At 60.7% G+C, this 22,073-nt stretch carries 20 protein-coding genes; 19 read left to right on the forward strand and 1 reads right to left on the reverse strand.

What is annotated here, in order from left to right; all coding sequences use genetic code 11:
- The first annotated feature begins 138 nt into the window (after positions 1-138).
- From ED655_RS07050 to recQ, 16 genes are all read left to right on the forward strand, one after another.
- Positions 139-2,058: a peptidylprolyl isomerase gene (locus ED655_RS07050; RefSeq protein WP_122049527.1), complete on the forward strand. Its 1,920-nt coding sequence runs from the start codon at positions 139-141 to the stop codon at positions 2,056-2,058.
- Positions 2,055-3,533 (forward strand): anthranilate synthase component I family protein, encoded by a 1,479-nt coding sequence (locus ED655_RS07055; RefSeq protein WP_122049528.1) that lies wholly within the window; start codon positions 2,055-2,057, stop codon positions 3,531-3,533. Before ED655_RS07050 ends, ED655_RS07055 begins: the two co-directional genes overlap by 4 nt.
- A 74-nt stretch (positions 3,534-3,607) precedes the next feature.
- Entirely contained in the window at positions 3,608-4,204 is a 597-nt protein-coding gene (locus ED655_RS07060; protein WP_122049529.1) for an anthranilate synthase component II, read from the forward strand.
- The gene (trpD, locus tag ED655_RS07065; protein WP_122049530.1) at positions 4,205-5,323 is read left to right on the forward strand and encodes an anthranilate phosphoribosyltransferase; all 1,119 of its coding nucleotides are present in this window, start codon (positions 4,205-4,207) and stop codon (positions 5,321-5,323) included.
- Positions 5,320-6,231 (forward strand): indole-3-glycerol phosphate synthase TrpC, encoded by a 912-nt coding sequence (gene trpC, locus ED655_RS07070; RefSeq protein ID WP_031239899.1) that lies wholly within the window; start codon positions 5,320-5,322, stop codon positions 6,229-6,231. Before trpD ends, trpC begins: the two co-directional genes overlap by 4 nt.
- Positions 6,232-6,335: 104 nt before the next feature.
- Positions 6,336-7,358, forward strand: a complete 1,023-nt coding sequence (gene pdhA / locus ED655_RS07075) for a pyruvate dehydrogenase (acetyl-transferring) E1 component subunit alpha (protein ID WP_023977373.1) — start codon at positions 6,336-6,338, stop codon at positions 7,356-7,358.
- A gap of 3 nt (positions 7,359-7,361) precedes the next feature.
- Positions 7,362-8,708, forward strand: a complete 1,347-nt coding sequence (locus tag ED655_RS07080) for a pyruvate dehydrogenase complex E1 component subunit beta (RefSeq protein WP_122049531.1) — start codon at positions 7,362-7,364, stop codon at positions 8,706-8,708.
- Between the two features lie 12 nt (positions 8,709-8,720).
- Positions 8,721-9,983: a pyruvate dehydrogenase complex dihydrolipoamide acetyltransferase gene (locus ED655_RS07085; RefSeq protein ID WP_122049532.1), complete on the forward strand. Its 1,263-nt coding sequence runs from the start codon at positions 8,721-8,723 to the stop codon at positions 9,981-9,983.
- Between the two features lie 3 nt (positions 9,984-9,986).
- On the forward strand, positions 9,987-11,390 hold the full coding sequence (gene lpdA / locus ED655_RS07090; RefSeq protein ID WP_122049533.1) for a dihydrolipoyl dehydrogenase: 1,404 nt from the start codon (positions 9,987-9,989) through the stop codon (positions 11,388-11,390).
- Positions 11,391-11,398: 8 nt separating this feature from the next.
- Positions 11,399-12,382, forward strand: coding sequence for a lipoyl synthase (gene lipA / locus ED655_RS07095; protein ID WP_408735656.1), 984 nt, complete (start codon positions 11,399-11,401; stop codon positions 12,380-12,382).
- A complete protein-coding gene (locus tag ED655_RS07100) occupies positions 12,382-12,843 on the forward strand; it encodes a type II toxin-antitoxin system RatA family toxin (protein ID WP_122049535.1) in 462 nt (153 codons plus the stop codon). Before lipA ends, ED655_RS07100 begins: the two co-directional genes overlap by 1 nt.
- 131 nt (positions 12,844-12,974) lie before the next feature.
- Positions 12,975-13,289 (forward strand): hypothetical protein, encoded by a 315-nt coding sequence (locus ED655_RS07105; protein ID WP_122049536.1) that lies wholly within the window; start codon positions 12,975-12,977, stop codon positions 13,287-13,289.
- Positions 13,290-13,591: 302 nt separating this feature from the next.
- On the forward strand, positions 13,592-15,343 hold the full coding sequence (gene cydD, locus ED655_RS07110) for a thiol reductant ABC exporter subunit CydD (RefSeq protein ID WP_162993420.1): 1,752 nt from the start codon (positions 13,592-13,594) through the stop codon (positions 15,341-15,343).
- Entirely contained in the window at positions 15,340-17,025 is a 1,686-nt protein-coding gene (cydC, locus tag ED655_RS07115; protein ID WP_122049538.1) for a thiol reductant ABC exporter subunit CydC, read from the forward strand. The genes cydD and cydC overlap by 4 nt, the downstream gene beginning before the upstream one ends.
- A gap of 99 nt (positions 17,026-17,124) precedes the next feature.
- Positions 17,125-17,520, forward strand: a complete 396-nt coding sequence (locus ED655_RS07120; RefSeq protein WP_122049539.1) for an OmpA family protein — start codon at positions 17,125-17,127, stop codon at positions 17,518-17,520.
- Between the two features lie 17 nt (positions 17,521-17,537).
- A complete protein-coding gene (gene recQ / locus ED655_RS07125) occupies positions 17,538-19,379 on the forward strand; it encodes a DNA helicase RecQ (RefSeq protein WP_122049540.1) in 1,842 nt (613 codons plus the stop codon).
- Positions 19,380-19,520: 141 nt separating this feature from the next.
- On the opposite strand, the gene ED655_RS07130 is transcribed toward recQ, so the two are convergent.
- On the reverse strand, positions 19,521-20,003 hold the full coding sequence (locus ED655_RS07130; protein WP_152530107.1) for a copper chaperone PCu(A)C: 483 nt from the start codon (positions 20,001-20,003) through the stop codon (positions 19,521-19,523).
- Positions 20,004-20,076: 73 nt separating this feature from the next.
- Between ED655_RS07130 and nrdR the strand changes: the two genes are divergently transcribed.
- From nrdR to thiL, 3 genes are read left to right on the forward strand one after another with little or no spacing between them, the layout of a single operon-like run.
- Positions 20,077-20,580, forward strand: coding sequence for a transcriptional regulator NrdR (gene nrdR / locus ED655_RS07135; protein WP_023977360.1), 504 nt, complete (start codon positions 20,077-20,079; stop codon positions 20,578-20,580).
- Entirely contained in the window at positions 20,580-21,113 is a 534-nt protein-coding gene (nusB, locus tag ED655_RS07140; RefSeq protein WP_122049600.1) for a transcription antitermination factor NusB, read from the forward strand. Before nrdR ends, nusB begins: the two co-directional genes overlap by 1 nt.
- A complete protein-coding gene (thiL, locus tag ED655_RS07145) occupies positions 21,091-22,059 on the forward strand; it encodes a thiamine-phosphate kinase (protein ID WP_122049601.1) in 969 nt (322 codons plus the stop codon). The genes nusB and thiL overlap by 23 nt, the downstream gene beginning before the upstream one ends.
- Positions 22,060-22,073 lie beyond the last annotated feature (14 nt).

The raw sequence follows: 22,073 nt of genomic DNA on the forward strand, positions 1-22,073 counted from the left end.
CGTCAGATGAATGACAAGCGTTGCATCGGGAATGAGCGCTTGATGTTTCCCGGGCAAGGGCGCCGTCTGGTCAAGTGAAGCGTGTCAGACTATGGTCCTGCCATTCAATCCCTTGCGAATTGCGGATCCTGGACGCGTATGATTTCGACTTTGCGGCATCTTGTTGTCGATTCCTGGCTTGGGCGCATCATCGCGCTTCTCATTTTTCTGGCCTTTGTTGGCTGGGGCGTCGGCGATATGGTCGGCAGCTATAACGGTGACCAGGCCAATATTGCCGTGAAGATCGGGACCCGTCAGATCGGGGCCCAGGATCTCGCCAATGCCATTCAGAACGAGATGCCGCGTGTTGCGCAGCAGATGGGGCTGAGCAACCCGTCCCAACTGACCCCGGCTGTGCGTGAGCAGGTCGCCCAGGGTGTACTTCAGCGCATGCTGGCGCAGAACGAGGTTCTGGCCCTGGCGGACCGCAACGGCATGAAAGTGCCCGATGCCCTCGTTCGGAACGAGATCTTTGGCATGAGCGTATTTCATGGCACGGACGGGCAGTTTGACCGCAAGCTCTTCAACAGCAAGTTGAGCCAGATCCATATCACGGAGCGCGATCTTCTGGCGAAGGTGCGTGATGATATCGGTGCGCGTAACCTGCTGGAGGGGCTCGGCAACGGGATGAAGGTGCCGGGCTCGGTTCTTGATCAGCTGCTTTCCTACAATACGCTTGCGCATCAGGTAGATTTGCTGCGTCTTGACAGCGCCTCTGTGGCCGTGCCGGTCGCCCCCGAGGAGGCACAGCTTCGCCGCTTCTATGATCTGCATCCTTGGCTTTATCGTTCGGCAGAATATCGTCATGCCAAGCTTGTCCTGCTCTCGGCAGACACGATCGCCCGTACGCTCACCATTCCCGATGCCGATCTCAAGCGCTTCTACGAGTTCGAGATCCAGAAATACGATGTGCCGGAAACGCGTAGTCTCGAGGTGCTGACGCTTCAGGACCGGGCGGCTGCCGAGGCCGTTCTGGCAGCCTGGAAAGCCAGTGGCGATTACGCCGCTCTTCAGAAGCAGAATCCGGCCGCCGCAGCTGTTGCCTTCCCCAATGCGCGCAAGGCCGATATCCCGAGCCCTGAACTGGCGAAGGCTGCCTTCGAGGCTCCCTCCGGCGTAATCGAAGGGCCGATCGAGAGCCCCGCAGGCTGGATCGTTTTCCGCGTCACGGCAATCAATGCGCCGCACAAGACCGATTTCGACCATGCGAAAGCCGATATCCGTGATGAGGTGGCCCGCTCGCAGGCCCCGCAAATTCTCGGTGGACGCGTGGCTTCGCTGCAGGATGCCATAGCGGGCAGCGCGGACCTCGAGCAGATACCGACCGATATCGGCGCCGTGCCGGCTCAGGGGTCGCTCGATGCGCAGGGCCTGACGAAAGATGGTGAGGTTGCGCCTCTGCCGGGAAGCGATGCCGTCCGCAAGGCCATCATCGCGCGCATCTTCAGTCAGAAGAAGGACGAGAAGCCCTCGCTGGTCAACGGCCCGGATGGCAGCGCCTTTGCTGTGCTCGTGGACGAGATCGAGCCTGGCCATGTGAAGCCCTATGACACCGTGCGTGAGCAGGTGGGGCATGACTGGCTTCGCGAGCGTCAGATGCATATGGCAGACGAGCGTGCCACCACGCTCATGCAGGCCGCCCGCAAATCGGGTGGTCTCGATAAGGCCGTGGCGGGCACGAACGATGAAGCTCAGATGCAGAAGGATCTGATGATCTCGCGCATGCAGAATGGTAACCTGCCATCCGCTCTTCTTTCGCAGATTTTTTCGACCCCGGTTGGCAAGACTGGCATGATGGCCGATGGTGACGAGCTGTATGTGTTCACGGTCAAGGCGACCAAGCCCGCAAGCCCTGAGAGCACCAAGGCGCTTCGCGCCTCCATGCAGTCTCAGCTGCAGGACACATTGCGCGCCGATGTGCCGGTGGTGTTCGTCCATTCGCTGGAAGGGCAGATCAAGCCAGTGCCGAACATGCCGGTGCTTCAGCAGGCGCTCAAGGCAGGAACCGGACAGGAATGACGACCGAATTTCTTACGCGTATCGAGGCCGCCGACCTTCTGACGCCGGTCGCGGCATTCATGAAGCTTTCCTCGCTGGTGCCCGCTCAGGCGAGTGGCGGTGAGGGGCGTCCCTATCGTCTGCTGTTCGAAAGTGTCGAAGGCGGCGCCGCGCGTGGGCGATATTCGGTCATCGCCCTGCTGCCGGATCTCGTCTGGCGCTGTGCCCATGGCGTTGCCTCAATCAACACTGCGCCGCATGAAGCGGGGTCGGTATTTACCGAAACCGACGAGGCGCCGCTGGTTTCCCTGCGTCGTCTGATCGATGAGAATCGCGCCGTGCTGCCGGACTCACTGCCCACCATGATCGGGGGCATTTTCGGCTATCTCGGCTATGACATGGTCCGGCAGATGGAAACGCTGCCCGATGCGCCGCAGGATGATCTTTATCTGCCCGATGGCGTGATGATGCGTCCGGGACTGTTCGCCGTGTTCGACTCGGTACGGGATGAGCTGCACCTTGCCGTTCCCCTGCGCGAGGGCGGGATGAGCCGCGAGGCAGGGCTGACCCTGCTTGAGCGTGCAAGCAGGGCACTCATTGCAGCCCCCCTCGATACGACGCCTGAACTGCCGGAAGGCAGCGTTCTCGACACTCCGGTTTCGACCATGACGGCGGAGGTGTTCAAGGACAAGGTGCGCAGGGCCCAGGACTATATTGCAGCGGGCGATGCGTTCCAGATCGTGCCGAGCCAGCGTTTCGAAGCAGGGTTTCCGCTGCCTGCACTAGCACTTTATCGTTCCCTGCGACGGGTCAATCCTGCGCCGTTCCTGTTCCTTGTCGAAATGGATGGCTTCTCGCTCGTCGGCTCATCTCCCGAAATTCTGGTGCGGCTGCGTGATCAGGTCGTGACCGTGCGCCCTCTTGCCGGAACCCGTCCGCGGGGTGCGGATCGCGAGGAGGATGAACGCCTTGAAGCCGAGTTGCTTGCCGATGCCAAGGAACGTGCCGAGCATCTGATGCTCATCGATCTGGGGCGTAATGACGTGGGTCGTGTGGCACGCATGGGGTCGGTCACTGTGCCGTCGTCTTTCGTGGTCGAGCGATACAGCCATGTCATGCATATCTCCTCCACGGTGCAGGGGACGATTCGTCCAGAATGTGACGCACTGGATGCGTTGTCAGCCGCTTTCCCGGCGGGAACACTGACGGGGGCTCCCAAGATCCGCGCCATGGAAATCATCGACGAGCTGGAAGTGACCCGGCGTGGCCCGTATTCGGGCTGCATCGGTTATGTCGGCGTTGATGGCGACATGGATACCTGTATCGGCCTTCGCATGGCGATCCTGTACCAGGGGCGGATGTATGTACAGGCCGGGTGCGGTGTCGTGGCCGATAGCGACCCCGCCAGCGAGGAGATGGAGACGCGACACAAGTCGCGCGCCATTTTCCGTGCAGCGGAGCTGGCCGTGATCCAGGCCAGCGGGAATGGTGGCTGACGGGCTGAACCGCCGGAAAGTCAGGCATTGTAACGGAATTTGACCTTCACTCGAGACATCGCCATCTTAGTGCCATGATATTGCTGATCGACAACTACGACAGTTTCACCTTCAACCTTGTCCACCATTTCGGGACATTGGGAGAGGCCTGTGACGTTCGTCGCAACGATGCCCTGAGTGTCGAGGAAGCCCTTGCTCTCCGCCCAGAGGCCATCGTGATTTCTCCCGGCCCATGCTCGCCCAACGAGGCCGGTATCTGTTGTGACCTGATCGCAGCAGCGGCGCCGAACGTGCCCGTGCTGGGTGTCTGCCTTGGACATCAGGCGATCGGGCAGGTTTTTGGCGCGACGGTCGTCCGTGCGCCTGTGCCGATGCACGGAAAAGTCGACGGCATACGTCATGACGGCACCGGCCTGTTCCATGGTCTGGCGAGCCCGACGCAGGCGACGCGCTATCACAGTCTTACCCTGGCGCCCGAGACGATACCCGACACCCTTATCGTCAATGCCCGGTCGCAGGATGGTGTGGTGATGGGGGTACGGCATCGGACCCTGCCGGTCCATGGCGTGCAATTCCATCCCGAGAGCATCGCTTCGGAAGATGGCCAGATGATGCTTGCCAATTTTCTCAACATCGCCCGTGCTGCACGTCAGAAGTCGCAAGCAGCCTGAATGACAATGCAATCTGGTCGTCTCAAACAGGTCATGGGTCGGCTCGCCGAGGGGCGGCGTCTCTCGGGGGAAGAGACCGAAGCACTCTTTACCCTCATCATGCAGGGCGAAGTGCCCGGCGAGCAGCTTGCAGCCATTCTCATGGCGCTTCGCTTGCGTGGCGAGACTGTCGACGAGCTGAGCGGTGCGGTGCGTGCCGTCCGGGCCTGCATGACAGCCCTGCCCAATGCTCCGGAAGGGGCAATGGATGTCTGCGGCACAGGGGGGGACGGGCTCGGCACGCTCAATGTTTCCACCGCCGTTGCTTTCGTGCTTGCAGGTCTCGGTGTGCCGGTGGCCAAACACGGCAACCGCGCTCTGTCGTCCCGGGCGGGGGCGACAGACACGCTCATGGCGCTGGGGATCGCCCCATGCGAGGATCTGGACGAGCAGGCGCGCCGCTTGCGTGAGGGCCGTCTGGCTTTTCTCGCGGCCCCTCTGCATCATCCGGCCATGCGCCATGCCGCGCCGGTCCGGGGGGCACTCGGTTTTCGCACGATCTTCAATCTGATCGGGCCGCTCTGCAATCCGGCTGAAGTCCGCCGACAGATGATCGGTATCTACGATCAGCGTTGGCTGCGCCCCGTGATCGAGACACTGGCATCGCTCGGTGCGGAGTGCGTGTGGGCCGTACATGGCGAGACCGATCTTGGCGGGAGTGACGAAATCACCCTCGCGGGCCTGTCGCATATCCATGCCTGGGATGAAGGGCGCTTTCTCGATCTTGTCCTGACACCGGATATGGCGGGACTGCCTCACCGCCCCATTGCAGCGATTGCGGGCGGTGACCCCGCCCATAATGCCAGCAAGCTGCTCGACATGCTCTCCGGCCAGGAGGGCGCGTATCGTGACACCGTGCTCCTCAACACGGCTGTCGCCCTGCATGTCTCTGGCCGTTTCCCCATTCTTGAAAACGCGTCGATCGTCCCCACTCTTCTTCGCAGGAATGTCGAGGTCGCCGCACATGCCATCGATACAGGGCTGGCCCTGTCGGCCCTCGTTCAGGCGCAGAAGCAGGCGCCCGATTCTGCCGTTGCGGTGCACCCCTCCCATTTGATCCAGACGTCAGGCTTGAAATGACCGATCATTCGTCCACTCCCACGCATGACACGCCCGCCGGCTTTCCTGATGTCCAGGTGCCCGGAACCATTGTGCAGGAAGAGACCGCATTGCCCGTTTCCGGCGTGGACATGCCGGATGTTCTGGCGCGTATCTGTGCCCGGACGCGCATCGATGTTGAACAGCGTTCACAGATCATGCCGCTCAAGGAAATCACGGCACGCGCCCGCGAGGTGAGTGTGCCCACCCGCGGTTTCGGTCAGGCGCTCAAGCAGATGGCGGCCGATCGGCGTGTCGGGCTGATTGCTGAAATCAAGAAGGCTTCGCCTTCGGCCGGAATTCTTCGGCCGGATTTTGATCCGGTTGGCATTGCGAAGGCTTACGAAGCGGCAGGCGCGATCTGCCTTTCGATCCTGACTGAAGGCTCGTGTTTTCATGGGTCGATCGAGGATCTCAAGGCGGTCAAGGAAATCTGCCCGCTGCCGATCCTGCGCAAGGATTTCATCCTTGAGCCCTGGCAGGTGCATGAAAGCCGTCTGATCGGTGCGGATTGCATCCTGATTATTCTCTCGGCCTTGACCGATGCCGAGGCCGCCGAACTCATCGCCCTTGCCCGTGGTCTCGATATGGACGTGCTGTGCGAGGTGCATGACGAAGCCGAACTCAACCGCGCGCTTGCGCTCGACACCTCGCTTATCGGGATCAACAACCGCAACCTGCGCACGCTCGTGACCGATCTGGACACGACAGCCAAGCTTGCCCCGCTGGTGCCGCCCGATCGTATCCTCGTTTCCGAGAGTGGTATCCGCACACTCGAAGATGTGACGCGTGTGGGTGAGGTGGGAGCCAGTGGCGTGCTCGTTGGCGAAAGTCTCCTGCGCGAACAGGATCCTGGCATCGCCGCCCGCCGTCTGCTCGGCACGCTCTAACGCACATATTAACAGCCCGGGTTGTGGACTTGCTCAACGGGACTGGTAAATACCGGTCCCTGAGTTGTGCATGACACAACGATCTGGCCCAGGAGATACTCAGCATGTCCGGCAAAGCCCATAAGGGAGCGGCTCAGCCGCTCGCCGATCACAACGGACCGATCCTGCCACTGGAGACCGTGCGCACGGCATATCGCGATATGCTTTTGCTGCGCCGCTTCGAGGAAAAGGCCGGACAGCTTTACGGCATGGGTCTGATTGGCGGTTTCTGCCATCTCTATATCGGTCAGGAAGCGGTTATCGTCGGTATGTCGCTGGCGATGAAGCCGGGCGACAAGATCGTGACCTCCTACCGTGATCACGCGCATATGCTGATGATGGGCATGAGCCCCGGCGGTGTGATGGCCGAGCTGACCGGACGCAAGGACGGTTATTCGCATGGCAAGGGCGGCTCCATGCACATGTTCTCGCGCGAGAAGAATTTCTATGGCGGTCATGGCATCGTGGGCGCGCAGGTGGCCATCGGCACCGGTCTGGCCTTTGCAAACAAATATCGCGGGACTGATGAAGTGGGCGTTGCCTATTTCGGCGAAGGTGCCGCCCAGCAGGGGCAGGTCTATGAGAGCTTCAATCTCGCCGCCCTGCACAAGCTGCCTTGCATCTATGTGATCGAAAACAACCGCTATGGTATGGGCACGAGCGTCGAGCGTTCCAGTGCTGCGGCTCACAACCTGTCCGAAATCGGTGCTCCCTGGAAGATTCCGGGCCGCAAGGTGGATGGCATGGATCTGTTTGCCGTGCATGAGGCGGCTCAGGAAGCTGTAGCGCATTGCCGTGCAGGCAAGGGGCCGTTCCTGCTCGAGATGGAAACCTATCGCTATCGCGGCCACTCCATGTCTGACCCTGCGCGTTATCGCGACCGCTCGGAAGTCGAGGAAATGCGCCGCACGCGTGATCCCATCGAGGCGCTGCACAAGCTGCTGTCCGAAAAGGGCACGACAGACGAGGCGTTCAAGGAGATCGACGCCGAGGTTAAGCAGATCGTCAATGACGCTGCCGAGTTCGCGCAGAACAGCCCCGAGCCTGATCTCTCTGAACTTTGGACCGATATTCTGGTGGAGGCGTAAGTTATGGCCGCTCCTGTTCTCATGCCGGCTCTTTCGCCTACCATGACCGAAGGCACGATTTCGAAATGGACCCGCAAGGCGGGTGACAAGATCAATTCCGGTGATGTCATTGCCGAGATCGAAACCGACAAGGCTACGATGGAAGTCGAGGCGGTCGATAGCGGTATCCTGGCAAAAATCCTCGTGCCGGAAGGCACCGAGAACGTCGCCGTGAACACGCAGATCGCGATCATCGCGGAAGAGGGCGAGGATATCTCGGCGTTGGAAAACGGCCCGGCCCCCGCCCAGACGACCCCGGCTCAGACCGCAGTTGAGGAAAAGGCTCCCCAGAAGCCGCAGGAACTGGTGGCGACACCGGACCGCGAATGGGGTGAAACCTCGGTTATCACAGTACGTGAAGCCCTGCGTGATGCGATGGCCGCTGAGCTGCGCCGTGATGACGATGTGTTCCTGCTTGGCGAGGAAGTCGCCCAGTATCAGGGCGCCTACAAGATCAGCCAGGGGCTGCTCGACGAATTCGGTGAGCGTCGCATCATCGATACGCCCATCACCGAGCATGGCTTTACCGGCATGGCTGTCGGTGCCGCTCTGACGGGCCTGAAGCCGATTGTGGAGTTCATGACCATGAACTTCGCCATGCAGGCGATCGACCACATCATCAATTCCGCAGCCAAGACGCTCTACATGTCGGGCGGACAGATGGGCTGTCCCATCGTGTTCCGTGGCCCGAACGGCGCAGCAGCCCGTGTGGGTGCGCAGCATTCACAGTGTTATGCCAGCTGGTACGCCCATGTGCCCGGTCTGAAGGTCGTTGCCCCCTGGTCGTCAGAAGATGCCAAGGGCCTGCTCCGTGCCGCCATTCGCGATCCGAACCCGGTAATCGTGCTCGAAAACGAGATCCTGTACGGGCAGAAATTCCCGTGCCCGGTGGATGAGGATTTCATTCTGCCCATCGGCAAGGCGAAGATCGAACGCGAGGGCAAGGACGTTACGCTGGTGGCGTTCTCGATCATGGTTGGTGTGGCGCTTGAAGCCGCTGCCAAGCTGGCCGAGCAGGGCATCGAGGCGGAGGTGATCAACCTGCGCACCATCCGTCCGCTCGATACCGAGACAATCATCAACAGCGTCAAGAAGACAAGCCGTATCGTGTCGGTTGAGGAAGGCTGGCCGGTCGCTGGCATTGGCGCCGAAATCTGCACAGTGGCCTGTGAGCAGGCGTTTGATTATCTCGATGCCCCGCCTGCGCGCGTCTGTGGTCTGGATATTCCGCTGCCCTACGCCGCCAATCTCGAAAAACATGCGCTTCCGCAGCCTGACTGGGTGGTGGACGCGGTTCGCAAACTGTTCTGAGGGGCTGCGACCATGGCTACCAATATCCTGATGCCCGCTCTTTCTCCGACCATGACCGAGGGTACGCTCTCGCGCTGGCTGAAGAAGGAAGGCGATACAGTCAAGTCAGGCGATCTGATTGCCGAGATCGAGACCGACAAGGCCACGATGGAAGTCGAGGCGGTCGATGAGGGAATTCTCGGCCGTATTGTCGTGCCGGAAGGCAGCGAGGGGGTGAAGGTCAATTCGCCCATCGCCATTCTGGTTGAGGAAGGCGAGGCTGTGCCTGACGCCGTTGAGTCGGCGCCTGCGCAGAAAGCCGCACCTGCCCCCGAGACGGCTTCACAGACCGCCGTGCAATCGGCTCCCGCCCAAGCCCCGGCTGCGCCCGCGCAGCCTCAGGCCGCGCCGGTGGCGGCATCTCACGGCACGCGCGTTTTCGCCTCACCGCTGGCACGTCGCATTGCCGCACAGAAGGGTATCGATCTCGCTGCGCTGAAGGGAACAGGCCCTAACGGCCGTATTCTGCGTCGCGACGTCGAGAACGCGAAGCCTGCTGAGGCTTCGGCAACGGTGATGGCTGCGGGTTCCACTCCGGCTGAAGCCAGACGCGTGCCGAACTCGTCCATGCGCAAGGTCATTGCGCGTCGTCTCAGCGAGTCCAAGCAGAACGTCCCGCATTTCTATGTCTCGGTCGATATCGAGCTTGATGCGTTGCTTGCCCTGCGTGGCCAGCTCAATGCAGCCTCACCCAGCGAGGGTGAGGGGCAGTTCAAGATCTCTGTCAATGACATGATGATCAAGGCTGTGGCTCTCGCGTTGCGCGATTGCCCCGGCCTGAACGTCCAGTTCACCGAAGCCGAGACGCTGCATTTCCCCGACATTGATATCTCGATGGCGGTCTCGATTCCCGATGGCCTGATCACACCGATCATCCGTCAGGCGGATCGCAAGACCCTGCGTGAAATCAGCGAACAGGCGCGTGATCTGGCCAAGCGTGCCCGTGACGGCAAGCTCAAGCCGGAAGAATTCCAAGGCGGCACGTTCTCGATTTCCAATATGGGCATGTTTGGCGTGCGTGAATTCGCCGCCATCATCAACCCGCCCCAAGCCGGTATTCTGGCCATTGCCGCTGGTGAGAAGCGCGCCATCGTGCGTGGCGATCAGCTTGCGGTTGCCACTGTCATGACAGCCACCCTCTCAGTTGACCATCGTGCGGTCGATGGAGCACTCGGTGCGAAATGGCTCAATGCCCTGCGTGACATCGTGCAAAACCCTTATCGACTGGTGATCTGACCCATGGACAAATTCGATCTGATCGTCGTGGGCGGCGGGCCGGGCGGCTATGTCGCTGCCCTGCGCGCCGCGCAGCTTGGCAAGAATGTCGCTGTGGTCGAAAGCACCCATCTAGGGGGCATCTGCCTTAACTGGGGCTGCATCCCGACCAAGGCGTTGCTGCGGGCTTCCGAGCTCAATCATCAGCTGCACAATCTTGCCGAGTTCGGCTTCAGCGCCGAAAAGGTGAGCTTCGACATCGAGAAGGTGGTGGCGCGCTCGCGTGCCGTGTCGCGTCAGCTGTCTCGCGGTGTGGCCGGATTGCTGAAAAAGGCCAAGGTCAAGGTTTACGATGGCCGCGCCAAGCTCGCCGGCCGCGATGGCAAGGCGCATATTGTGGCCATCAGCAAGGATGGCAAGGAAACCGGTCGTATTGCTGCGCCCGACGTGATCCTGGCAACAGGTGCCCGCGCCCGCCATTTCCCCGGGCTCGAGCCCGATGGGGAACTGGTCGGGACCTACCGCGAGGCAATGGTGCCCAAGGAACTGCCAAAGCGTCTTCTGGTCATCGGATCCGGGGCGATTGGCGTCGAGTTCGCGTCGTTCTATCGCAATATGGGCGCTGAAGTGACCATTGCCGAAGTGGCCGACCGCATCATGATTGCCGAGGATGCCGAAATCAGCGCCATGGCGCAGAAGGCCTTCGAGAAACAGGGCATCAAGGTGCTGACCGGCGCCAAGGTTGGCCCGCTCGACAAGAAGGATGGCACCGTCTCGACCCGCATCACGACAGCATCGGGTACGACCGATCTTGTTGTCGACAAGGTCATTCTGGCAGTTGGTATTGTCGGAAATGTGGAAGACCTCGGCCTTGAGCAGACCAAGGTCAAGGTCGACAAGACCCATATCATTGTCGATGAGTTCTGCCGCACCGGCGAGCCTGGCCTGTGGGCCATTGGTGACGTCGCGGGTGCGCCTTGGCTGGCGCACAAGGCCAGCCATGAGGGGGTGATCTGCGTCGAGAAGATTGTAGGCCACGATCCTGAGCCGCTCCATCCGCTCAATATTCCGGGTTGCACCTATAGCCGTCCCCAGGTGGCGTCGGTGGGTCTGACCGAGGAAAAAGCCAAGGCAACCGGACGCAAGCTCAAGATCGGCCGTTTCCCGTTTCTCGCCAATGGCAAGGCGCTGGCGATGGGCGAGCCGGACGGCCTGACCAAGACCATCTTCGATGCTGAAACCGGCGAATTGCTGGGTGCGCACATGATCGGTGCCGAAGTGACGGAAATGATCCAGGGCTATGTGATCGCACGGACATCCGAACTTACCGAGGCCGAGCTGAAGGAGACGGTTTTCCCGCATCCGACAATCTCGGAAACGATGCATGAGTCGGTCCTTGCAGCCTGGGGTGGAGCACTCCACTTCTAGTCATGACCATGCAGCGCATTACCATTGATCATCGCAAGCCAGGCTCGCTTCGCCATCCTGAAAAGGCCAACCGGCCGGACAACCCGATCCAGCGCAAGCCGGACTGGATACGGGTGAGGGCGCCCAACAGCCCCGTCTATCAGGAAACGCGCAAGCTCATGCGCGATAACAGGCTGGTGACAGTCTGTGAGGAAGCGGCTTGTCCGAATATCGGTGAATGCTGGTCACAGCGCCATGCCACCATGATGATCATGGGGGAGATCTGCACACGCGCCTGTTCGTTCTGCAACGTCACGACAGGCATGCCCAAGGTTCTAGATACCGATGAGCCACAGCGCGTGGCAGAAGCGGTAGCCAAGCTCGGGCTGCGTCATGTGGTCATCACCTCTGTCGATCGCGATGATCTGGCCGATGGCGGCGCGCTGCATTTCGCCCATACGATTGCACGGGTGCGCGAAGCCTCGCCCGAAACGACGATCGAAATCCTCACGCCAGACTTTCTGCGCAAGCCCGGCGCGCTGGAAGTCGTCGTGAAGGCTCGACCCGATGTTTTCAATCATAACATTGAAACTGTCCCCCGGCTTTATCCGTCTATCCGTCCGGGTGCGCGTTATTTCCAGTCCGTGCGTCTGCTGGATGATGTGAAGTCGCTCGATGCCTCGATCTTTACCAAATCCGGGCTGATGCTGGGCCTGGGTGAAGAGAAGATGGAGGTGGCACAGGTGATGGACGATTTCCGTATCGCCGATGTCGATTTCATCACGATGGGCCAGTATTTGCAGCCAACGCCCAAGCATGCTGCCGTGGCAAAATTCGTGCCACCCGATGAGTTCGAGGAATTTGCCCGCATGGCCCGTGCCAAGGGCTTCCTGCAGGTCAGCTCAAGTCCGCTGACACGCTCGTCCTATCATGCTGATTCCGATTTCGCAGCGCTTCGAGAGGCGCGACAGAACAGGCTGAAGCAGGAAGCGCTCCAGCCGGAGAGACAATAATGCCCACCCATGCCGAGCAACGATTGATCGCTTACAGTCCTGAGCAGCTTTTCGATCTCGTAGCCGATGTGGGTGCCTATCCGCAGTTCCTGCCGTGGTGCGTCAAAGCGGTGGTAAAGTCACGCACTGAACATGAGCTTGTCGCTGATCTGTCGATCGGCTTTGGGCCGTTCCGCGAGACTTTCACGAGCCGTGTTTCGCTGGAAAGACCACACCGCATACGCGTGCGTTACGAGAAAGGTCCGTTCAGATATCTTAATAATGTCTGGACCTTTACGCCTGAGCCACGGGGCTGCCTTGTCGATTTTTTCGTCGATTTCGAGTTCCGCTCGCGCCTCCTGCAGAATGCGATCGGGGTGGTCTTCAATGAGGGCGTCCGACTTATGGTATCAGCCTTCATCAAACGGGCACGCGATACTTACGGGGTATCGTCGCAACCCGGTGCGGTGATCCGCCAGTAATCACGCGGACGTTTTTTGATTACACCGCAACTGCAACGCCTTCGTTACGTTTCCTGCCTAGAGACGGGTGTGGTTTGCGTCGCAATACGCAAATCCGGCCCCGATATCTGCGTATCAAGGAAGGACGAACGATGAAGATTTCCGCTCTGGGCGCCACGCTGATGGCCGCTACCTTTGCTGTTGCAACCCCGGCATTTGCCAAGCACACGGGCCACAAGGCTCATGCCAGCAAGACTGCCATGCACCACCAGAAGGCTGACAAGGGTTCGGCATCGACCGAAGACCTGAACGCCCGCAGCCTCCAGCAGGCCCAGACCCCCGTCCCGGCAACGGCCCCGACCGCTGCACCGATGGCCAATGCCACGGCACCGGCCCCCGCCCCGATGCCGATGGACAACAACATGAAGATGCCTGCCTCGACGATGCCGGCATCTTCGGGTCAGTAATTGATCCAGCGTTCCTTCCCATGGCTCCGGCGTGAGGCCTGAGTATCATGGGCAAGGAATAGTGGCCTCCCGCCTGCTCAGGCATGGTGCAGCTGTGTTGACACATCTGCCCGTTCTGTCGCGGAGGGTCTTGAACCCTGTCTCTGATGAGGCAGGGTTTTTTGCTGCCATGTTTGCGCGCCTTGCGATCAGCCCCGACGATTGGGGGCTTCCAGAGCAGGCAAGGTCTCTGCCTAAATGTTCTGCAATCTGGCCCTTGAAACCCTATGTTTCGCCGTTTGCATTGCCTATATGCCCCCATCATGAGCGGTGTTGATAAAAAACTGGTGCGGGCCTGGGTGCGGCAATATGCGGGGCCAGCCAAACGTGCGGCCCTGCCAGTCGTAGCAATCGGTTGCTTCTCGACAGTGGTCGGTATCGGTCAGGCCTGGTTCCTTGCCTCGACAATCGGCCATCTTCTGGTCGGTTACGACCGATCGGTTCCTGGTCTCATCGGGGCTTTCGCCGTGCTTTCCCTGCTGCGGGCAATCTGCCTGTTTGCGCAGGAGCATTATGCTGCCCGTGCAGGCGTGAAGTCACGCGAACGATTGCGCCGATCGGCCCTGAACTCGGTTTTCAATGTCGGGCCAGCCCTGCTGCGACGTCAGCACTCCGCCGAGATTGCAGCCTTGCTGGTTGATCGTATCGAGGCGCTGGATGGGTATTTCGCCCGCTGGCTCCCTGCCTCGATGACATGGATGGTCTTTCCGGCCATGGTTCTCATGGCGGTACTGGCGGTCGACGCCCGCGCAGCGCTGATCCTCGCAATATGCGGGGCGCTCGTTCCGGTAGCGCAGGCTGTGTTCGGTATCGGTGCCGCACTGGCGTCACGCAACCAGTTTCTGGCGATGGTGCGTCTTCAGGCACGGTTTCTCGACCGGGTTCGCGGTATTGCGACCATTGTCCTTTCGAACGCAACGGATGCTGAAGCCGCTTCTTTGGCACGCTCTGCCGATGAGTTGCGCCGACGCACGGTCAGGATCCTGCGCGTGGCCTTCTTCTCGTCGGCGGCCATTGATGTGGCGATGGTGGTGGCGATCATTCTGATCGTTCTGACACAGGGTCATTTCATCCATCTCGTTACCGGCGTTCAGGACCAGCCTTCGATGGGTCATGTCCGACCTTCACCACATTTCGCCCAGACCCTTTTTGCGCTTTTCCTTGTCCCTGAATTCTTCGCGCCTTTCCGCGGGCTGGCCTTGGCCTATCAGGATCGGGCCCAGGCTGCCGGGGCTGCCGAGGCGATGCATGGACTGGATGGGGACATCTCTGAAGCGGCTCAGGACGCTGCCAACGCCGTCGTAACGGGGCCTCTTACGGTAGAGGCGCAGCATCTAGGCTATCGCTGGGCCGACGATCGGCCCGCGGTGTTTGACGATATTTCCTTCACGGTGCAGCCGGGAGAAACACTGCTACTCGACGGGCCTTCAGGCGCAGGTAAATCGACCCTTATCGAGCTGATCCTTGGTTTTATCCGGCCCGATCATGGAGCGATCCTGTTCAACGGAGAGGATATTTCGACGATGCGGGGGGCAGATATTGCCTGCTATCTTGCCTGGATCGGGCAGAAGCCTGTCATCTTTGCCGGCACGTTGCGCGACAATCTGCTTTTCGCCCGACCTGACGCAAATCAGGCGGCGCTGGATGACGCCATCAGAGCTTCGGCTGTCGATGCTTTTTTGCAGGACCTGCCGATGGGGCTGGATACCGAGATTGGCGAAGGCGGATTTGGCCTTTCCGGCGGCCAAGCCCAGCGTGTGGCCATTGCGCGAGCCTATCTGAAGGATGCGCCGCTCCTGTTGCTGGACGAACCAACCGCGCATCTCGATCCGGATACAGAGCGCAGTATCATTGCGGCCCTTCATGATCTGGCAAAAGGTCGGACAGTCATTGTGAGCAGTCATTCTGCTGCCATGCAGGCTTTCGCAACCACGAGGCTGCGTCTTGGCGCCTCACCTTCAGTCACGTCGCCGGGTGCCCCTACGGTCTGCGTGAGTGCGGAGGTCCTGGCATGACTACGAGATCGTCCCCTTCTTCGCCCTCTGCCACGCCAAGTGTCGGGCAGGCGCTTGGTGTTATTCTCGGGGTCTGGCGGCCTTATAGCGGCCGTCTGATATTTGGCCTGATCCTCTCTGCGCTCGCCCTGCTGAGCGGTATGGCGCTGATGTGGAATGCAGGGGCCAGAGTGACGTCGCTAGCGCTGGGAATTGGCGCTGGGCTCGGTCTGCTGAGGGCGTTCGGTGGCGCGCGTATCGTGCTGCGCTATGCCGAGCGTCTGTTTGCCCATGATGCTATGTTCCGCGCCCTTGCGGCGCTCCGGGTGTGGTTCTTCCGCAACCTCGCTTCCGGGGCTGCGGCAGGTCTTGGCTTCCGGCGCGCAGGTGATCTGCTGAATCGTCTCGTCGGCGATGTCGAGCTGCTCGATAATCTTTATCTGCGTATTGCCATGCCCATGCTGGGTATCGCGCTGTCCCTGCCGGTCATTGCACTTGTCGCAGGCTATGCAAACTGGCGTTTCGGGCTGGCGTTGTCCGGTCTCTTTCTTGTCGCGGCCTGTGTCGTACCGGTCGTATCCGCTCGGCGCGCTGCATCACGCAGTGCAGTCATTCTTCACGCTGAATCGTCCCTGCGCGTCGCAGCGGTTGATCTGGCAACTGGCCTGCGCGAGGCACGGGCCTTTGGCGGTGAGAGCCGTCTTGCAGAACGTCTCAAGATCGAGGAGGCGCGGCTTCATGGTGCCCAGCTGGATCAGGCGCGCGCCATGGCTGGTGCAGGGGTCGTGTCCTATTTGTGCGGTCAGGCAGCACTTGTACTCATTCTTGTAGGGCTTGCCGGGTTCGGGAAGCTGACGCTCGACTACGTTTCCGGTATTGCACTCATATTCCTAACCGGGATGATTTTTGAAAGCATCGGGACGCTGGCGCGTACCAGTGTGCTGGCGACACAGGTTGGGCAGGCGGCCCAGCGTGTTGTCGAGGTCGCCGAGGTGAAACCGAGCGCGGCAGGCACTCATTGTCCGGCGCCTGAGGCTGGCGACCTTGTGTTGCGCGATGTGACCTTCGGGTGGGATCCGGCACGTGCGCCTGTCTTGAAAGGCGTCGATCTCACAATCAGGGCAGGCGAGCATATCGCTCTGGTCGGGCCGTCAGGCGCAGGAAAATCCAGTCTCGCAGCGCTGCTGCTCAAGGTAGCGCGCCCGCAATCCGGACAAATCCTGTTTGGCGGTCATGATCTTTCAACGATCGATACGACAAGTCTGCGCGGACAGATCGGGTGGCTGTCCCAATCGACCCATTTGTTTGCCGATACCATACGTAACAACCTGCTCCTCGGTCGCGAAGGCTTGAGCGATGAGGCCCTTTGGGCGGCCCTCGAGCGCGCCGAAATGGCCGAGACTGTGCAAGCCCTGCCCGATGGGCTTGATTCCTGGATGGGTGAGGGTGGCACGCGTCTGTCCGGCGGGCAGGGGCGTCGTATCGCTCTGGCCCGAACACTCCTGCGCGACACACCGATTGTCATTCTCGATGAGCCTGCGACGGGGCTCGACAGCGTGACAGAGCGCGCCTTTCTGCGAACGCTGGGTCGCACGATGCAGGGGCGCACTGTCATCCTCATCGCGCATCGTCTGACGGGGCTTGAAAACCTCGACCGGGCCTGGCGTATCGAGGCCGGGACCCTCGCGCCATTGCCGCTCTAGGAAGCAAGTTGGGGCGTCTGCTTGACGGGCGGTAAGCCACAAGGCAGTGACATCGTCACGGCTCCGTGGATGTCACGGCGATTCGAGAAGGAAATAAAGATGCGTCGTCTGCCTGTGATGTTGTCGGTGTTCGCCCTGACGGGTCTCTCTGCTTGTAATGGCGGTGCAGATCGCGACCGTTACCCTGTTTTCTTCGAGCCGGCCTCGACCACTGTTTCGGCAAGTGCTCAGAATATCATCGATCAGGCCGCAGCCGACGCGCGCGACACGCAGGCCAAGACGATTGAAGTGATCGGTCACGCCGGTGCCCATGGCAACCTCTCCGCCGATGAAATGCTGTCCGTCGAGCGTGCAAAGGTTGTGGCAGCAGCCCTGACAAAGGCTGGCGTTGGCGCCGCCCAGATCACCCAGATGGCGCGTCCGCCCAAGAACAACGAGGATGCGGCCGTGGCTTCTCGCGTGGTGACGATCGAAGTCGATCCTGCCACGCATTGAGAAGCTCTATCTGAACCTTGGATTTAACTGACCTCTCCTCAATCGTCTCAGACGAGCGCGAAACCCCTGACGCGGTACTGAACCGCGTTTTCGGTTTTTCGAGTTTTCGGGGGCAGCAGGCAGAGGTCATCGAAGCGGTCATGAATGGCGAGGATGTGCTCGTCATCATGCCCACAGGCGGGGGCAAAAGCCTTTGCTATCAGGTTCCCGCCCTGTGCCGACCGGGCATGGGGATCGTGATCTCACCCCTGATTGCGTTGATGGACGATCAGGTGGCAGCGTTGCGGCAGCTCGGCGTCAATGCGGCAGCCCTGCACTCCGAGCTCGATCCTGACCGGCTCGAGCGCATACGCAGCGATCTGCGCGATGGTCGGCTCGATATTCTCTATATCTCGCCTGAGAGGCTGGTATCACCCGGTACGGCGCGCTGGCTCGCACGCAACCCGGTATCGGTCCTTGCCATTGACGAGGCCCATTGCGTCTCGGCATGGGGCCACGAATTTCGTCCCGAATATCGGGCCCTGGCGGATCTGCCAGAGATCTTCCCCGGCGTTCCCCGTATCGCCCTGACGGCCACAGCCGATTCACGAACGCAGGATGATATCCTACTGGCGCTGGGCATGCCCCAGGCGCGTCGTCTCACATCGAGTTTCCATCGTCCCAATCTGTTCCTTGCAGCCTCTCCAAAGGGCTCCGAGACGAAGCAGGTGCAGGACGCACTTACCCGGCATCGCGACGATGCCTCGATTGTCTATTGTGGAAGCCGCAATCGTACGGAGCGCATGGCGAAAAGCCTGCGTGAGAAAGGCTTCAACGCCCTGCCGTTTCACGCGGGGCTGTCGCCACAGGAAAAACACGCAACGCTTCTGCGGTTTCGCAGTGGCGAGCCGATGGTTATCGTCGCGACAGTGGCCTTCGGTATGGGTATTGACCGCCCGGATGTCCGCTGCGTGGTGCATCTGGACATGCCTGCTTCACCCGAGGCCTATTATCAGCAGATTGGTCGGGCAGGGCGCGATGGGGCACCTGCCGATACTCTACTGCTCTATGGCGGAGAGGATATGGCGCGGGCGCGTTACTGGCTGGAGCAATCCAACGCGCCAGAGACAGAAAAGCGCGTCATGCAGGCGCGTCTGGAGAGCATGATCGCGCTTACGGAAACCGTCGGCTGTCGTACGCAGGCCCTGCTTGCCTGCTTTGGTGAAGCCTTGCCGACTCCCTGCGGGCATTGCGATAATTGCAGGACGCCTGCGGAGACATTTGATGGCACTGAGGCCGCGCAGAAAGTGCTTTCCACCATCTATCGTACCGGCCAGCGCTTTGGTGCCGTTCATCTCACCACGGTTCTGCGCGGCAAGCTGACCGAGGCGATTGAACGTCATGCCCATCAGCATCTTACCGTGTTCGGCGTCGGCAAGGAGCATTCGGAGCAGTGGTGGCGCGGTGTGATCCGTCAGCTCATTGCACGCGGGGCCATCAGGATGAGTGGCGAGCACGGCACATTAGGACTGGATGTCGATGCTGCTCGCCCGATCCTGCGTGGCGAGGAAAAGCTGCGTCTGCGCAGCGACCCCATGAAGGCGCAAGGCTTCAGCGCGCGTAATGCGCCCGCCGCATCGATTGTGGACGCGCTGGACGAGGAGGAACGCGCGCGTTTCGAGGCTCTGCGCCGGTGGCGACGCGAGGAAGCCCGAGAGCAAGAAATTCCGCCCTATGTCATTTTCCATGACGCGGTCCTGACCGAGATCGCCCGTGAAAACCCCGACTCCGTCGAAGCGCTCTCAGACATCAAGGGCGTAGGGGCTTCAAAGCTCAAGCGATACGGTGATGCCGTGATAGCCGCGCTGGAGGGCGATTGAAGGCAGTCGTGGTACGACCGCTCCATGACTGCCCGAACAACGCGGGTCCGCAGTCCGGTCCCGGGTGGGAGGGGCATTGAGCGAGGTTGTATCCCTCACGCGTGCTCCTCGTCACTCGTCACCGTGCTCGAATTGTTACCTCTAGTCCTTGAGCGTGAAATTCACCGTCGTCGATGTGCCGCCAAGAAACTTGAAGGTCAGCGGAACACTCTCGCCCGTCTTGATCGTGTCGGGGAAGTTGCGGCAGATCAGATGGTAACCTCCCTCGGGGAATACCATTGTCATATCGGCTGGAATGGTGAAATGCGAAAACAGGTTGGCAGTGTGACTCGTTACCTCCTGCTCGCTGTGAAATGCTTCGATGGCGGCGCAATCGGGGGAGCTGACGCCTGAGATCAGGTGGGCCTCATGCCCCTTGTTGACGACTGTGAAATAGGCGGCGGCCAGCCCCGGGTAATGCTTGGCCCGGCGTATCCATCCTTCGATGGTGATATCGCGATTGGCGTTCTTCTGTCCGGGAACGTTGGTGTCGTCTGTCTGGGCCTGTGCTCCCGCCGGGAAAAGCAGCGCCCCTGTCACGCAAACTGTCATGAGCAGTGCTGGAATAGCTTGCACTCTTTTCACTGATACGCTCCTTTCTGCGCCCGGCTCGTTTGGCCGGCCCGTGCCATCATCTGCCCATCAGGGGGAAACTCTCATGAACTGCCCGTTCTGCGGCCATGAAGATACGCAGGTCAAGGATAGTCGTTCGACTGACGATGGTGCGGCAATTCGGCGCAGGCGTGTCTGTGCTGCCTGCGCCCAGCGATTTACGACGATCGAGCGCGTACAGTTGCGCGAACTGGTCGTGACGAAGATGGACGGTCGACGGGTGCCTTTCGACCGTGACAAGCTGGCCCGCTCGATCCGTATCGCCCTGCGCAAGCGCCCGGTGGAGGAAGAGCGTCAGGAGCGGATCGTCAACGGGTTGGTGCGCCAGCTTGAGGCCTCGGGCGAAGCAGAAATTTCTTCGGCGCGTATTGGCGAATTGGCAATGGATGCATTGCACAGCATCGACGGTGTCGCTTATGTGCGCTTTGCAAGTGTATATCGCGATTTTCGAGAGGTTGAAGCTTTTTCGAAGCTGCTGACGGATATGCGTCCCGGTGAGGAGGCTGAACTGCCGCTCCCGCCGGTCAAGCGCGGAAAAGACAAGGGATGATGACGATGACTGACGAGACCAAGACCAAGAACCAACCGAAGCGTTCGCGCACCGTAGCCCGTGTCGCCGCCGTTCAGGCGCTGTTCCAGTGCGAACAGGGGGGAGAGAATGCCGAGACGGTCATCAGCCAGTTCCAGCGTCACCGTCTGGCCGATGACCGGGGCAGCGGCTTTGAGGATGGCTATGTGCCTGACGCCGATTTCCGCCTTTTCGGTCTGATCGTCAAAGGCGTGACGCTCGCTCAGGATCGTATCGACACAACCTTGGCGGCGGCTCTGCCCGCCAACTGGCCACTCAACCGCCTGGATCCCGTGCTGCGTGCCCTGTTGCGTGCGGGCGCTTGGGAACTCGGTGAGGACGTCCCGGCGCGTGTTGTCATCAACGAATATCTCGATGTAGCACACGGTTTCTTCTCAGGTGATGAAGCCCGTCTCGTCAATGGCGTGCTCGATGCGCTGACCCGTCCGGCTGCCCCCGTGCAGGACAATGCGCAAGGCGATGATGCCGGGCATGACGGATCAGAACCGGCCTGAGATGAGCGGCGGCGAGTTCGACTTCATCGACAGGTTCTTTCGTCCGCTGGCGGGTGAGGGCGCTCTGGCGCTTGGCGATGATGCGGCGCTGATCGATCTGGCTGAGGACCGCGAACTGATACTCTCGACCGATACCCTGGTCGAGGCCGTCCATTTCCTGCCTGACGACCCGGCCGAGACGATCAGCCGCAAATTGCTGCGTGTCAGCCTGTCAGACTGTGCAGCAATGGGCGCAAGGCCGCGCGGCTATCTGATGAATATCAGCCGCCCTGCGGCGTTCGACGATCAGTGGTTTGCCAGTTTCAGCGCGGGGCTCGTGCAGGATCAGGCCATTTTCGATGTCCATCTGCTGGGGGGCGATACGACCAGCACGCGTGGTCCGCTGGTACTGAGCCTGACCATCCTGGGTGAAGTGCCTCGCGGAAAGGCTGTGAGGCGCCGAGGCGCCCGGCCCGGCGACGTTTTATGGGTGACAGGCACAATCGGCGATGCTGCCCTTGGCCTTCAGGCGCTTCTGGGCGAGCTTCCTGATGTGGATGGATATCTGGCAGATCGTTATCGTATTCCACAGCCGCGTACGGGGTTCCCCATGGGTGATTTTGCCCATGCCGGCATGGATATCTCGGACGGCTTGGTTCAGGACGCCGGGCATCTTGCGCACCAGAGCGGTGTGCGTCTTGAGATTGATATGGCGGCTGTCCCTCTTTCTTCCCAGGCCCGGGCGGCAGGCGAGGCATGGTTCCAGACATGCCTGACGGGTGGTGACGACTACGAGCTCCTGTTTACAGCAGATGAGTCGCAGACAGACGCAATCTTGCAGGCGGCGAAACAGGCAGCGCTTGCTGTCACCCGCATAGGGCGTGTCAAACCGGGTGCGGGGGTCGTGGTTCTGGATCAGCAGGGGGGTGAGCTACAATTGTCCCGCACGGGATGGCAGCATTTCTGAGGTACTTTCCGGGC

Origin of the sequence: Asaia bogorensis (genome assembly GCF_900465345.1) — a bacterium.
Classification (GTDB): domain Bacteria; phylum Pseudomonadota; class Alphaproteobacteria; order Acetobacterales; family Acetobacteraceae; genus Asaia; species Asaia bogorensis_A.